Genomic DNA, 13,017 nt, shown 5'->3' with positions numbered 1-13,017 from the left:
GGTTATTAGTAAGCACGACGGAATAAACGGAATGCATCAGATTGTTTATTTGGGCTAAGCATATCGCGTGTGATATCACCTTGGTTGGTACTAATCACTACTTGGATATTCTTGGCTTGATTGATTTGACTAAACAAATTACTCGGAACTTCGGCATTATTTGTAGACTCATAAATGCCTGAATTATTAATATTACGTGTAGTTGTTGCGCCAATGGTGCTAAATGAGCGCGTTTTACCATCTACAATAAAAGTAAATTCTTTTAAATCATACTGCTGTCGATCATATAAATGGAATGAAACATTGTATTGACCTTGATTTTTATTCCAATCAATATCTAGTTCAGGACAAACTTCATTGCTATTACAAGTTAATTGCCCACGAGTATTTACACGAGTAATGTCATTTTTAGAGTTATCAACATTGCTATCACCTTTAATCAGGGAAGCAGGGTTGTTATCTTTAGATTTGCTAGTTGGAATTGCAATACACCCAGAGAGTAAAGCTGTTACAAGTGCTAATCCTAGTAAATTTTTCATTTTGAGTTCCAAAACAATGTAATTTTTATAGAGCGATTATTTGAATCTATAAAAATAATCACATATTTTTTATAAAAAGTAAAATAAATCACACTTTTCAATAATAATTGTATTAATCAAATAACTAAATTGATGATTTATTAAATTTTATTAAATTATATCGTCGTAAATATGTTGATTTTTATGGCACTTTGGAGAGAATTGTGTTCAACATTGCCATATCAAAGCAGTATTTTTTGAGAGTTATTATATTATTTAAACTCTAAGTTTCTTATTTTATTGGATAAATTTATTTTTTCTTGATCTATTTTATATGCATTAGTGGTTTTTGAGAGCTGAGCCGGTGTTTTTTGTCCTAAAAAATATTGGATACGTTCACTATTTGCACCTGAAGGATGAGGGAATCCATCTAAAATTTGCCCTTCATTTAAATAGCCTAAGCTAGAAAGGTAATGTAAAACCTGCGCAACACTTAAACCCATGGGTATATATACAGCACTAGAGGAAAGTTGTTGAATCTCAGGGATCAAAAAACTATGAATATGTTGCTGTAAAAATTCATTTCTTAGCATATTAGGCGTAGAACCATTATAGTTTTGCCCTTTATTTAAAATGCAGTGTCTAAGTGCAGAAGTGCTATGTAGCAAGTGTTGATTTTGTTCAAATAGTTGCTGTGAAGTTTCAATCCCAAGTTTATGTTGTAGCCCTACATAATCTAGCATTTGTACAATATTGCGGCGCATTGGGCCACGAAATGCGCTTTCTGCTTTTATCTTTTGCAACAACGTTGCAGGGGGAATATTGCTTTCTAAACCTGTTTTTGCGACCTCAATTGCATGTTGCCACTGGGCTTTACCTGGGCAAATCCCTACAAAGATCACTTGAGCCATTGAATTGATTGCTTCAAATGGGGCGTAATAGCTACTTAAATGACCTGATTGCCCAATTTTGAGATGATCTTGTAGATAAAGTTGCTCCAATGTATGGCTTCGAATGGTGCTGGCAAAATCAGAAAATTGTTCGTTTGAGATCATCGAGTATAAAAGTATATTAGGTTGAGTCGTTAATTTATCGATTATTTGATTAAATAATCAAGGGCTTAGCATATTAAACTGGCCTTCTATACAAATAGTGAACAAATTATGTGCTTTTAATACTTTTCGTTGGTACATAAATTGCTCATATTAAGATTACAAATTGCTGTAGGAGAGAAACGTAATACAGACGTTCGCCGAAGGAGCAAGGCCTCAGGAAACTCTCAGGCAAAAGGACTGCAGCAATTCAATATCTGGAGAGAAGCGAACAATAAAAAAGCGCTCACCGAAGGAGGAAGGTTTGTATGGCATGTGGCTGTATAAGCTGAAGCTCTCAGGTCGTCATCATCATGACGGAAGACAGATGAGGCACCCAATTTAAAGTGTAGAACATACATTTTAAGGAGGCGTTATGTGTCATATTGCAGTCGTTGGAGCAGGTATTACTGGGGTAACAACAGCCTATGAGTTAGCCTTACTTGGCTATCATGTTACAGTGATAGATAAGCACTTATATCCAGCTATGGAAACTTCTTTTGCGAATGGAGGACAGCTTTCAGCTTGCAATGCAGAGGTTTGGAATCAAAAAGCTACAGTGCTTAAAGGCATAAAATGGATGTCACAAAAGTCTGCACCATTATTGCTTAATCCAAGTTTTAGTATTCATAAATATGCATGGCTGATGGAGTTTTTGGGGAATATTAAACACTATAAAGAAAATACCCAAGAGACGGTAAGGTTGGCACTTTTGGCTCGGCAACGTTTGTTTGAAATTGCAGAAAAAGAAAACATTGATTTCAACTTGGAAAAGCGAGGGATTCTACATTTTTATCATAATCAAGCAGATTATGATGTGGCGATTGGTGTGAATGACATGCTATGCCAAGGTGGTTTAGAACGCTATGCCGTAAGTAATGATGAAATCAAGCAGATTGAGCCAGCCTTAACTGGGGATTATTATGCGGGTTTTTATTGCCCAGGCGATGCCACAGGAGATATTCATAAATTTACCACTGGGCTGGCTGAGGTTACCCGTAAGCATGGTGTGAACTATAAATTTGGTTATGAAGTCACATCTATTCAGCATCATCAAAGTGGTGTGAGTTTAGCTTTAAAGGCGAGTGACGAAAATATGGAAGGCTCAGATGCTGAGCCAACGACATTAGAGTTTGATGCCTTGGTGGTATGTGGTGGTGTTGGAAGCTATCAATTGGCAGAAATGTTGGGTGACCGCGTAAACGTTTATCCAGTAAAGGGTTATTCCATTACCGTTGAACTGAGGGACGAAGCCAGCCAGAAACATGCACCTTGGGTAAGTTTACTTGATGAAAGTGCAAAAATTGTGACTTCTCGATTGGGCGCAGATCGCTTAAGAGTAGCGGGCACAGCAGAATTTAATGGTTATAATCGAGATATACGTTCTGATCGAATTCAGCCTCTGGTCGATTGGGTAAATCGTAATTTTGAACTCTCGACAGAGTTTTCTGTGCCATGGGCGGGGTTAAGACCGATGATGCCCAATATGATGCCAATCGTAAATCGAGGCAAGCGTGAAAGGGTGTTTTATAACACTGGGCATGGGCATTTGGGTTGGACGCTTTCAGCGGCAACGGCAGCCATGATTAGTCAGCAAGTGGCACATAGTCATCCTATTTAAATGCGCGATGAGACCTTTTAATTGAAATGAAGGGGATATAGAGGGATCTTGATTGCAAAACCATCTATATTTTTATAGCGATGGTAATGTGATGAGATCACTTTATATCCTTAATTTTTTCTAGGTGCAGAAGTTGCCTTTACATTAATCATAGAGGCGATAAATCCCTACGAATCGTTCACATCCTTGTTGTTTGCTCTGCACGGAAAGGATTGCTTTGCTGTAGCTGAACTGATATTTACAATCATGTTCATTGTCTAAAATATCGTTTTTTTGATCTGGTGTAGTATAGGCTAGAAAGGGGATGATTTGTGTTTCAGCACGATTATTGGGATTACGATAAGACAAGCCTTCAATTTTAATACGATCTTTACTGAGTTGATGAACTTTAAGCTGGGTGAATGGTTGTGCGAATGTCCCGTGTTCAAACTTTAAATAATGCTGTGTTAGGCTTTGATTGAGTGAAACAAAAATATTGAGATCATCAGCGCGTAGCTCAAATTGTTGCTTATAACAATCGATACTTTTACATTGTTGTAATCGATTTTGCCAAATGTACTGCGTATCTTGAATGATACTTAAAGGCGCATCAGTGACTAAACTGGCCGTTAGATATAAATTGTCAAGTTTTTCACGTTGTGTGCTAAATGCTTCAGAGCACACTTTTTTGAGCGATGTTGTAGCTGGTATGCATTGAATTGCTTCAGCAAATGCCATAGGCGTGCAAAAATAGCCAAGGATGATGGCTAATCTAAAGTTTTTGATGATTTTTTTATCAGTTTTCAACAGCATGATCGCTTATACTTTCATTACGTTGCGCTTGACCTAACTATAGCGAAATAGAAAGCGTGAATACAAGATTCCAATCGTTTATTTCTAAGGAAACATAAGGTGGTTGCACAAATTCGTATCGGTCAGGGCCTAGATGTACATGCCTTTGAAGAAGGTAGCTTTGTTACATTGGCAGGCGTTCAAATTCCACATACACATGGTTTAAAGGCACACTCAGATGGTGATGTTGTGCTTCATGCCTTGTGTGATGCATTGTTAGGTGCATTGGCACTTGGAGATATTGGTCAGCATTTTCCAGACACAGATCCAAACTTTAAAGGTGCGGATAGTCGTGTATTACTGAAACATGTCTATCAATTGATATTAGATCGTGGTTATGTACTGAATAATGCGGATATTACGGTCGCTTGCGAACGCCCAAAATTAGCCAAGCATAATTTGACTATGCGTCAAAGCATTGCAGATGTATTAAATGTAGATGTAACACAAATCAGCGTAAAGGCAACGACCACTGAACAGTTAGGTTTCACTGGTCGTCAAGAAGGGATTTTATCAACCGCAACGGTGTTAATTTCTCACGCAAAATGATCTGGATGGATCATTGAATATTGTAACTCTTGGGTTGATTTTCGACCTTGGAGTTGCACAGTTACAGCATGAATGAGTCCTGTCCACGTTGCATTGGGTTCCCAAATTTGATGCAAATATTCTTGCGCAGTTGGCATATCAATATTCATATAAAATTGGCGATATAAATACATCAGGCAACTGGCGCTAAAATTATCTGTGCAATGTACCCACACCATTTGTTCTTGTACCAAATGATCAATCATATCCAGTACCAATAAACATTGTGCGTCAGAAGGCGTATCTAGTGAAATTGGAATTTGAATGTAGTTGAGTCCCAGATCTAAACACAAATGATCTTCTTGTGGTAGATGGTTTGGCGCATCACTCAGTGCAAGGTTGATTACAGTGGTTACACCATATTCTTTAATGTGTTTGAGTTCTGCTTCTGAAGGTTGTCCTGAGCTAAATAAATGTTCATGAACAAACTGGAAGTGATCAATTTGAGTCAAACTATTTTCAATATCATTCATACGCTGTATTTAAAGTTCTAATCCCTTTTTACTATAGAGTAAAAACGCCATCTTGACGATGGCGTTTTGGATGACTTAGCGGTTTGGGAGCAACTCTTTAAGGGCTGCATCCATTTCCAATAAGACTTTTTCGGTAGTATCCCAATCAATACAACCATCTGTAACGGATTTACCGTACTCAAGATCGCATAAATTAGTTGGAATATCTTGGCGACCACCTTTTAAATGACTTTCAACCATAATACCTACGATTGATTTATTACCGTCTTGAATTTGTTCAGTAATATTTTTAAGTACTAAAGGCTGTAAGTACGGGTCTTTATTTGAGTTGGCATGGCTGGCATCAATCATGATTTTGCCACTTACTTTCGCTTTAGCTAAAGCAGCTTCTGCTTCCGCAACTGAACCTGCATCATAGTTTGGTTTACCATTACCACCACGCAATACTACATGTGCATAAGGGTTACCTTTGGTATTGATGACAGACACTTGACCATCTTCATTTAAGCCAAGGAAACTATGACCATGTTTTACGGATTGCATTGCATTGGTTGCCACAGTGAGGCCACCATCTGTACCGTTTTTAAAGCCTACAGGTGATGAAAGGCCAGATGACATTTCACGGTGAGTTTGGCTCTCAGTGGTACGTGCACCAATTGCAGACCAAGAAATTAAGTCTTGGTAATATTGTGGTGAGTTTGGATCGAGAGCTTCTGTAGCACAAGGTAAACCTTTTTCATTTAATTCGAGAAGTAATTGACGGCCTAAGCGTAAACCTTTCTCAATATTAAATGAGTCATTCATATCTGGATCGTTGATTAAGCCTTTCCAACCGACTGTTGTACGTGGTTTTTCAAAATACACGCGCATCACGATATAAAGCGTATCTTTAACTTTTTCACTTAATACTTTAAGGCGATCTGCATATTCATGTGCCGCTTTAGTATCGTGAATAGAGCAAGGGCCAATCACCACAAATAAGCGTTTGTCTTGACCATCTAAAATATTACGAACAGTTTCACGGCCTTGTAACACGGTCTGATATGCTGTTTCAGTCAGTGGCAGTTCTGATTTTAATTGTGCTGGTGTTACGAGAGTCTGAATGCTTTTTACATTCACGTCATCGATATCGTTTTGGGTAATAGAATTTGACTGTAAAGTATTCATTGCCGTCACTGGTTGTTCATACAAAAAGGTTGTTTCATGAACTGAATATAACATGAATGTACAGCTTCATTGTTATAAAAAAGATCAATAGGTTGGTTAAAAAAAAGTGATGAATCGTATGAGAAATTTAAACATTCACAGTTTTAATTTCTGCATGCGATGTACTTTGAATCATCATCGCTGTTTCAGGTTTTGCTACAGGTTTCGCTTTAACTGGATTGATCATAAAATTTACACCCAGTGCAAACAGGGTAATGCCCAAGATCTTACGAATCAGTTTTTCTGGTAAACGTGAACTAATAAGCGTACCTACTATAATCGCTGGGATTGAGCCACACAGTAACCAACCTAATAGATGGAAATCGACGTTACCTGATGTCATGTGTCCCATACCTGCAACAAAAGTCAGTAAAACTGCATGAACAACGTCTGAGCCAATAATGCGAATCATGGGTAAATTTGGAAACATGAGCACTAAGGCCATAATACCAAATGCACCAGCACCTACAGATGAAAGTGTAACGAAGATACCGAGCACAATCCCCATAATGACAATATAAAGACGCTTATTTTTGGCTTGAAAATTGACATTTTCTAAATCGGAGGTCATATCGTCTTGGGTATTGGCCTGACGGAATTTATTAAAGAAACGTTCAATATGGCCACGAAACATAATAGATAGGCCAGTCAAAGTCAGCATAAAGCCAAGTACTGTTGTGAGTACAGCTTTATAGCTACTTGATTGACTTAAGTAGGTGTCGAGTACCCAGTGTGTTGCAAAAGATGCTGGAATACTACCAACAGCAAGCCAAATGACGATTGGCCATACAATATTAAGTTTTTTGGCATGTACTAAAGAGCCACAAAATTTTGAAATTGCGGCATAAAGTAAGTCTGTACCAATGGCAATGTGAGGTTCTATTCGAAATAGGCTGATTAAAATTGGAGTCATCAGTGAGCCACCGCCTACGCCAGTAATACCGACACAGAAACCAACTAAAACACCAGCCATAATAAATTCTAAAGGACCAAACATGTTTATATGCCATAATCAAAAAACGTGCTTATCTTATGACTTTTAAATATAAGCTGTTGTCTTGATTACTGATTTGCTTATGCAAAAAAAAGATAAAGCTACACGTGTAAAGCAAAAGGTCATTGGTAAAGCATTTATTTTGGAACTGAGTGAGACCGATGTCTTATTTTGAACCAAGAAGCCAGAGCCATATACAGCATATTTATGAGGAGAAGCATGCGGATGATGTGCGTGGATTGATACTGTGCTTGAAGCCACTGTTGCTGCTGTTGCGTTGTAGCATGGATGTGCCGCGCCGTAGCGGTGTGGTCAGTAACTAAACTCATCGCTTGAATAAAGACTTCTTTCTTTGAGCCTTTAGACAGCTGAAATGTTGTGCTGAGATAAATAAATTGCACGGATTGTATGTTGAGTTGCTGATGATGTGCTGCCGATTCACATAGTTGTTTGATTTCTGGTATTTGCCATGTACAACGTGCAAGGTATTTTTTATAGCCTTGTTGCAACACGATATTTTGTGTTTTCCCCAGATTGATGTGATTTTCAGGCTTTTTAAGCGCGAGATGTTCAATTTTTGTAGGCAACCACACGCTTGGTATGATTAAAAACGTGATTGCTTGAAGCAAAGCAGAAGCAATGATGAAGAGCGCAAAATACTTGAGTGTAAGTTGCCAGATATGGCGTGCAGGCTGAATCAGCTCCTGATGTAACCATGTAGTTATTTTAGACAAAAGATTTCCTTTGTGCTCAATTAGATGGCGTATTGCGCTATGCAACTTCATTTATAAAGAAATGTTTATGTTAGAATCAAGCACAATAATGATTTAGATAGACAAAGGATTAAATCTTGCAAAATCGGAAACTTAAAATTGGCATCGTTGTTGGGGAAGTGTCTGGCGATACCTTGGGCGCTAAACTGATCCGCCGTTTTCGTGAGCAAGGGATTGATGCAGAGTTTGAAGGCATTGGTGGTCCGCAAATGATTGCAGAAGGCTTTAAAAGCTATTATCCGATGGATATTTTATCGGTGATGGGGATTGTTGAAGTTTTAAAAGATATTAAAAAGTTATTTGCAGTTCGCGACGGTTTAGTCGAAACATGGAGTAAAAATCCTGTTGATGTTTTTATTGGCATTGACGCACCAGATTTTAATTTACGTTTATCTAAAAGTTTAAAGCAAAAGCAGCTACCGATTAAAACTGTGCAGTACGTTAGCCCTTCAGTGTGGGCATGGCGACAAGGGCGTGTGCATGGTATTAAAGCCAGCATTGATTTGGTGCTGTGCTTATTTCCATTTGAAAAAGCATTTTATAAAAAATGGGATGTGCCAGCCGCATTTGTGGGACATCCACTTGCTAGCCAATTGCCTTTACAAAACCCGATTGCCGAAGCTAAGGCAGAGTTGGGCTTAGCGCAAAATCAAAAGCATATTGCACTTTTGCCTGGGAGTCGTCGTGGTGAAATTGAGCGCTTAGGACCGTTGGTACTTGATGCTGCACAAATTTTAATGCACAAACACCCAGATTATGAGTTTTTAATTCCAGCGATTAATGATGCACGTAAACAGCAAATTGAAGCCTTACTAGAAAAATATCCAGCGCCTCTTAAAGCAAAAATTCATTTGTTGGAAAATACAGATACTGAATCTAAAATTGGTCGTCAGGTGATGAATGCATCAAATATTGTCGCTTTAGCCTCGGGGACAGCGACCTTAGAAGCAATGCTGCTACACCGACCAATGGTCACTTTTTATCAGTTAAATACTCTCACGTATTGGATCGCCAAGCTATTGGTTAAAATACCGTATTATTCACTGCCGAATATTATTGCGGGTAAAAAAGTCATTCAGGAATTGATTCAAAAAGATGCAACAGCAGCAAAACTAGCAACTGAAATTGAACGCTTGATGGATATAGAAACAGCACAAATTCAAGCAATGCAACATATTACGATGCATAAACAGCTTTTGTCTGATAACAGTGAAGACCCTGTTGCTGCAATTTTATCGATGTTAGAAACTGCTTGATTAAGAGTGAGAAACTATACAAATTAGGATAGTCAGAAACATAAGAGTTTATAATGTACCAATTACATCCGAGTCTTAGGCTACAAAAATTATTTAAAGATCAGCCTTATCAAGGCTGTTGTCCTATTGATGCTAAATATTTGTTTATAGGTTTAGATGCAAACTATTCAGCGGATATTGAGAAACAGGATGTATTCCCATTTCTTCTTCAATATCACCAGAATGGAGTCGAGTTTTGGCGAAAATATAATATGCATCATCCATTCTTGCATAAAAATTATAAAGGTGATGGGAAAAAGTATCATCAATCATTTGCCAAAATTGGATTAACATGTGAACTTGCAAATGAAATTTCATTTATTGAATTGTTGCATGTACCGACTGTTGGTAGAAATATGCTAACAATTGATGATTTGAATGAGCAACATTTAGATTATATTAACTGTGCAATATTTTCGAATAAGAAAAAAGCAGTTTTTATTTCTAACTCAGTATTTATGTTAATGAGAAAAAGTAAAAAATTTAATTGGTTAAGTGATCCTAAATCAATCCATAGTCATCATTTGCAAGTCTTTTATGATGAAAATACTGTGGTTTATAAGCATTTACATTTTTCTAATTATGGGAAATTTCAAGCACGAAAAGAAATCGAAGCTAAAGAAATTTATAATATTATTCAGTCAACTAGTTCATTATAACCTTGTGTGCTTTACTCTATACTGACTTGGCGTGAGTTCATAAGAGCGTTTAAAACTTTGGCTAAAAGCAGTTTCGGATGAATAGCCGACACGATGTGCAATTTGTTGAATCGATAAATCCCCATGGCGTAAATGTTGTGATGCCAAGCGGAGTCGATGTTGCTGTAAATAAGCCAAAGGTGTTTCGCCAATAATTTGAGTGAATAAATTGGCAAATTTAGAACGTGACATACAGCATTGCTCAGCCAAACTTTCTACTGTCCAAGCAAATTCAGGTTGCCCATGTATGGCAGCTAAAGCATTAGAAAGTTCAACATGTGTGAGGGCATTTAACCAATTTTGTGAATCACTTAACTGTGCAATATGATCACGTACACATTCAATAAATAAAATACTCACCAAATGATCGAGAATTTTGTCACGACCAGGTCGAATTTGATTGGCCTCAACGGCAAGAAATTGTAAGCCAATCTGCAACCATTCTGGGGCTGTGCTGCTTAAAATATGATGAATATGTAAATAGTGGGGCAGTGCATTAAATAAAGGCTTGGCCATAATACTGTCTACACGACCACGAATGGCTAAAATTAAACTTTCTTCATGTTTAGGGTGTTGTTCAGATTCAAGGTGAATGGTCTTTTGGTGCTTTTCATCAAAAAGTGGATGAATATCGGTAGCATCTTGAAATACTGCATTTTTGGATGCGGTACATAAGTGAGGAATACCTGATGGGACTAAAAGTAAGTCACCTGATTCGAGCATAATTTGCTTGTCTGCAATATGTAATACACATTGGCCGTGCATCATAATATAGGCCACCATTGCGCCATGCTCTTGATGCTGGAAGGCCCAATTATTTTGGGCTTTCAAATAGATATATTCAGAATGATTTAAATGTATATCATCGAAAATTTTACTTAAAGCGTCCATGTGCTTTGTTTTTCTTTCCTATTTCTTTTTGCTTTATCATCCAAACATAACAGAAAGAGTGTCTGTAGGTCATTATTTATCAAATTAAGCCAAAGACTTTGGCATAGGTTTTTTGGACGCTCAAGACTTTTGTTACGGCCTTATTTCTACAAAGATAAAGACAGTAAAAGAAATAAGGAAATTTGCCAGATGAATGCCCCTCTACAACTCACGTCAGAGAACACAATACTTCGTACAGGACGTCAACTCGACAAAAAAAGATTTGGTTGGTTACTTAGCCCAGGTTTACCTGTCATTGGGATGGGGATTGTGGCAGGTTATCATTTTGGTCCTAAAGCAACAAAAAAAGTGTTTGCACTGGGAGGACCTTTATTACTGCATGTGATTATTCCAACGATTGATGCTTTGGTTGGCTCAGATGATAACAATCCAAGTGATGAAGACATTAAGCAGTTGGTGCAAGACCCATATTATGACCGTATTGTAAAAGTATTTATTCCATTACAAATGGCTGCCAATGTATTTGCTGGCTATGTGGTTACACGTAAAAATGTTTCTTTGTTGGATCAAGTTCTACTTGGTATTTCGATGGGAGCAATAAATGGTGTAGCTGTAAATACAGCACATGAACTTTGCCACCGTCCTAATAAAAAAGATCATTACTGGTCACATGCAACATTGATGCCTTTGTCGTATAACCACTTTCGTATTGAACATCCGTATGGGCACCATAAACGTGCCGCGACGCCTGAAGATCCTGCTTCATCTAAAATGGGTGAAACCTTTTATGAATTTTGGCCACGAACTGTTTTTGGTGGCATAAAGTCGGCTGTTGAAATTGAAAGAAATCGTTTAAAACGTAAAGGCTTATCTTTCTTTAGTAAAGAAAATGAGTTATTTCATGGCTGGGCAATGAGTGCTGGCTTTCATGGCACAATGTTATCTTTATTTGGTAAAAAAGTTGCGCCGTATTTGGCTACACAAGCATTTTATGGTGTTAGCCTATTTGAAGTGATTAACTATATTGAACATTATGGTTTGAAACGCACACAAAAAGAAGACGGCTCTTATGCTCGAACTATGCCTGAACATAGTTGGAATAATAATAATATTGTGACGAATTTATTTTTGTACCAATTGCAACGTCATTCAGATCATCATGCTTATCCAACACGACCGTTCCAAGCCTTACGTCATTTTGATGAAGCGCCTGAGCTACCAAGTGGTTATGCAACTATGCTTATACCCGCATTGATTCCTTCTTTGTGGTTTAAGATGATGGATAAACGTGTCTATGATCATTATGAAGGGGATTTGACCAAGGCCAATATTCACCCAAAACGCCGTGATCGAATCTTTAAAAAGTTTGGCTTAAGCCTATCCTAAATAATTAATACGCTCTTAAAACTTCGCTAAAACCCATACACAAGTATGGGTTTTATGTTTTTTGAATAGGTTTAGATTCGGATCAGTCATTGTATGGAAGATGTATCGGCATATAATAAGGGCCTGTTTAAAGCATCAGAATATCTATGACTCCAGCAAGTAAATTACTAAAAGCACAAAAAATTGAATTTTCTATTCATGAATATGAACATGATCCAGATGCGAAAAGCTTTGGTTTAGAAGCTGCAGAAAAGCTCGGTTTACAGGTAGAAGAAGTGTTTAAAACCCTAATGGTTACCGATGAAAAAAACTATTTTGTAGCTGTGTTACCTGTGAATCATCAGCTGAACTTAAAAAAAGTGGCTTCGGCTTTTGGCTGTAAAAAGCTTAAAATGGCGGACCCTAAAGATGCTGAACGGCTCACGGGCTATTTGGTCGGGGGAATTAGTCCGGTTGGGCAAAAGAAAAGACTAAAAACAGTGATTGATGCGAGTGCTGAAACATTAGCTAAAATTTATGTGAGTGGCGGGAAGCGTGGCTTAGATATTGGTCTAAAACCGCAAGATTTAGCCAAAGTATTGGGTGCAACGTTTGTTGATGTTTTGGATCAATAATAAACAGTTTTATTCTTATATTGATTTTATGCAGAGCA

At 37.6% G+C, this 13,017-nt stretch carries 14 protein-coding genes and 1 riboswitch; of the genes, 6 read left to right on the top strand and 8 right to left on the bottom strand.

Annotated elements, in window-relative coordinates; all coding sequences use genetic code 11:
- Window positions 1-5 precede the first annotated feature (5 nt).
- Both C9E88_RS09285 and C9E88_RS09280 read right to left on the bottom strand, forming a co-directional pair.
- Entirely contained in the window at window positions 6-539 is a 534-nt protein-coding gene (locus tag C9E88_RS09285) for a hypothetical protein (RefSeq protein WP_106984955.1), read from the bottom strand.
- A 251-nt stretch (window positions 540-790) separates the two neighbouring features.
- Window positions 791-1,573, bottom strand: coding sequence for a hypothetical protein (locus C9E88_RS09280; protein WP_106984956.1), 783 nt, complete (start codon window positions 1,571-1,573; stop codon window positions 791-793).
- 159 nt (window positions 1,574-1,732) lie between these two features.
- Window positions 1,733-1,823, top strand: a riboswitch (glycine riboswitch).
- A gap of 162 nt (window positions 1,824-1,985) precedes the next feature.
- Here C9E88_RS09280 and C9E88_RS09275 point away from each other — a divergent pair.
- Window positions 1,986-3,230, top strand: coding sequence for a D-amino acid dehydrogenase (locus tag C9E88_RS09275; RefSeq protein ID WP_106984957.1), 1,245 nt, complete (start codon window positions 1,986-1,988; stop codon window positions 3,228-3,230).
- A gap of 144 nt (window positions 3,231-3,374) precedes the next feature.
- On the opposite strand, the gene C9E88_RS09270 is transcribed toward C9E88_RS09275, so the two are convergent.
- On the bottom strand, window positions 3,375-4,022 hold the full coding sequence (locus C9E88_RS09270; RefSeq protein WP_106984958.1) for an A1S_1983 family putative colistin resistance protein: 648 nt from the start codon (window positions 4,020-4,022) through the stop codon (window positions 3,375-3,377).
- 99 nt (window positions 4,023-4,121) lie between these two features.
- Between C9E88_RS09270 and ispF the strand changes: the two genes are divergently transcribed.
- Complete coding sequence (ispF, locus tag C9E88_RS09265) at window positions 4,122-4,610, top strand: 2-C-methyl-D-erythritol 2,4-cyclodiphosphate synthase (RefSeq protein ID WP_106984959.1); 489 nt, start codon at window positions 4,122-4,124, stop codon at window positions 4,608-4,610.
- On the opposite strand, the gene C9E88_RS09260 is transcribed toward ispF, so the two are convergent.
- The 4 genes from C9E88_RS09260 to C9E88_RS09245 form a co-directional block, all read right to left on the bottom strand.
- On the bottom strand, window positions 4,598-5,122 hold the full coding sequence (locus C9E88_RS09260; protein ID WP_106984960.1) for a protein tyrosine phosphatase family protein: 525 nt from the start codon (window positions 5,120-5,122) through the stop codon (window positions 4,598-4,600). The genes ispF and C9E88_RS09260 overlap by 13 nt on opposite strands.
- 75 nt (window positions 5,123-5,197) lie before the next feature.
- Window positions 5,198-6,289: a 3-deoxy-7-phosphoheptulonate synthase gene (locus C9E88_RS09255; protein ID WP_165382478.1), complete on the bottom strand. Its 1,092-nt coding sequence runs from the start codon at window positions 6,287-6,289 to the stop codon at window positions 5,198-5,200.
- 127 nt (window positions 6,290-6,416) lie between these two features.
- Window positions 6,417-7,325: a sulfite exporter TauE/SafE family protein gene (locus C9E88_RS09250; protein ID WP_106984962.1), complete on the bottom strand. Its 909-nt coding sequence runs from the start codon at window positions 7,323-7,325 to the stop codon at window positions 6,417-6,419.
- Window positions 7,326-7,459: 134 nt separating this feature from the next.
- On the bottom strand, window positions 7,460-8,056 hold the full coding sequence (locus C9E88_RS09245) for a hypothetical protein (protein WP_137287925.1): 597 nt from the start codon (window positions 8,054-8,056) through the stop codon (window positions 7,460-7,462).
- 116 nt (window positions 8,057-8,172) lie between these two features.
- Here C9E88_RS09245 and lpxB point away from each other — a divergent pair, with 116 nt between their 5' ends.
- A complete protein-coding gene (gene lpxB, locus C9E88_RS09240) occupies window positions 8,173-9,351 on the top strand; it encodes a lipid-A-disaccharide synthase (protein WP_106984964.1) in 1,179 nt (392 codons plus the stop codon).
- Window positions 9,352-9,404: 53 nt separating this feature from the next.
- The gene (locus tag C9E88_RS09235; RefSeq protein ID WP_106984965.1) at window positions 9,405-10,049 is read left to right on the top strand and encodes a hypothetical protein; all 645 of its coding nucleotides are present in this window, start codon (window positions 9,405-9,407) and stop codon (window positions 10,047-10,049) included.
- Here C9E88_RS09235 and C9E88_RS09230 read toward each other — a convergent pair.
- Complete coding sequence (locus C9E88_RS09230; RefSeq protein ID WP_106984966.1) at window positions 10,044-10,979, bottom strand: AraC family transcriptional regulator; 936 nt, start codon at window positions 10,977-10,979, stop codon at window positions 10,044-10,046. The two genes, C9E88_RS09235 and C9E88_RS09230, sit on opposite strands and share 6 nt — an antisense overlap.
- A 189-nt stretch (window positions 10,980-11,168) precedes the next feature.
- Between C9E88_RS09230 and C9E88_RS09225 the strand changes: the two genes are divergently transcribed.
- Complete coding sequence (locus C9E88_RS09225; RefSeq protein WP_106984967.1) at window positions 11,169-12,365, top strand: alkane 1-monooxygenase; 1,197 nt, start codon at window positions 11,169-11,171, stop codon at window positions 12,363-12,365.
- A 146-nt stretch (window positions 12,366-12,511) separates the two neighbouring features.
- Complete coding sequence (gene ybaK, locus C9E88_RS09220) at window positions 12,512-12,979, top strand: Cys-tRNA(Pro) deacylase (protein ID WP_106984968.1); 468 nt, start codon at window positions 12,512-12,514, stop codon at window positions 12,977-12,979.
- Window positions 12,980-13,017: the final 38 nt, after the last annotated feature.

Source organism: Acinetobacter cumulans (genome assembly GCF_003024525.3).
Taxonomy (GTDB): Bacteria; Pseudomonadota; Gammaproteobacteria; order Pseudomonadales; family Moraxellaceae; genus Acinetobacter; species Acinetobacter cumulans.
The sequence above is the reverse complement of the archived record's forward strand: the minus strand, read 5'-3'. Positions and strand labels throughout refer to the sequence as shown.

Bases quoted from the DNA above. Each gene is read 5' to 3' on its own strand.
- C9E88_RS09250 (WP_106984962.1), bottom strand. From the start codon at position 7,325: ATGTTTGGTCCTTTAGAATTTATTATGGCTGGTGTTTTAGTTGGTTTC.
- C9E88_RS09270 (WP_106984958.1), bottom strand. From the start codon at position 4,022: ATGCTGTTGAAAACTGATAAAAAAATCATCAAAAACTTTAGATTAGCC.
- C9E88_RS09230 (WP_106984966.1), bottom strand. From the start codon at position 10,979: ATGGACGCTTTAAGTAAAATTTTCGATGATATACATTTAAATCATTCT.
- C9E88_RS09260 (WP_106984960.1), bottom strand. From the start codon at position 5,122: ATGAATGATATTGAAAATAGTTTGACTCAAATTGATCACTTCCAGTTT.
- C9E88_RS09255 (WP_165382478.1), bottom strand. From the start codon at position 6,289: ATGAATACTTTACAGTCAAATTCTATTACCCAAAACGATATCGATGAC.
- ybaK (WP_106984968.1), top strand. From the start codon at position 12,512: ATGACTCCAGCAAGTAAATTACTAAAAGCACAAAAAATTGAATTTTCT.
- C9E88_RS09285 (WP_106984955.1), bottom strand. From the start codon at position 539: ATGAAAAATTTACTAGGATTAGCACTTGTAACAGCTTTACTCTCTGGG.
- C9E88_RS09275 (WP_106984957.1), top strand. From the start codon at position 1,986: ATGTGTCATATTGCAGTCGTTGGAGCAGGTATTACTGGGGTAACAACA.
- C9E88_RS09280 (WP_106984956.1), bottom strand. From the start codon at position 1,573: ATGATCTCAAACGAACAATTTTCTGATTTTGCCAGCACCATTCGAAGC.
- C9E88_RS09235 (WP_106984965.1), top strand. From the start codon at position 9,405: ATGTACCAATTACATCCGAGTCTTAGGCTACAAAAATTATTTAAAGAT.
- C9E88_RS09225 (WP_106984967.1), top strand. From the start codon at position 11,169: ATGAATGCCCCTCTACAACTCACGTCAGAGAACACAATACTTCGTACA.